The sequence below is a fragment of the Streptomyces aureus genome (assembly GCF_001418135.1).
GTDB classification, from domain to species: domain Bacteria; phylum Actinomycetota; class Actinomycetes; order Streptomycetales; family Streptomycetaceae; genus Streptomyces; species Streptomyces aureus_A.
Window position 1 is genome coordinate 3,872 of the sequence record NZ_LIPQ01000151.1, and the last position, 224, is coordinate 4,095.

Consider the following 224-nt stretch of genomic DNA (forward strand, 5'->3'; position numbering starts at 1 on the left):
GCGGGCACGATGGACCCCAGCGCGGAAGACGCGGACGCGGGAGACGCCGGCGCGGCGGCCGCCGGCATGGGGGAAGGTACCGGGGAGGGCATCGCCGCATTTAACAACACGGCTGCGTGAATGGCCACCGAACAGGTGTTGGACCCGGCCTGCCCCTTCCGGCGAGCCTTGATCCATGCCGCAACGCGACCTCACCCTCACCCCGGCGGGCCCGGCCCTCGCCC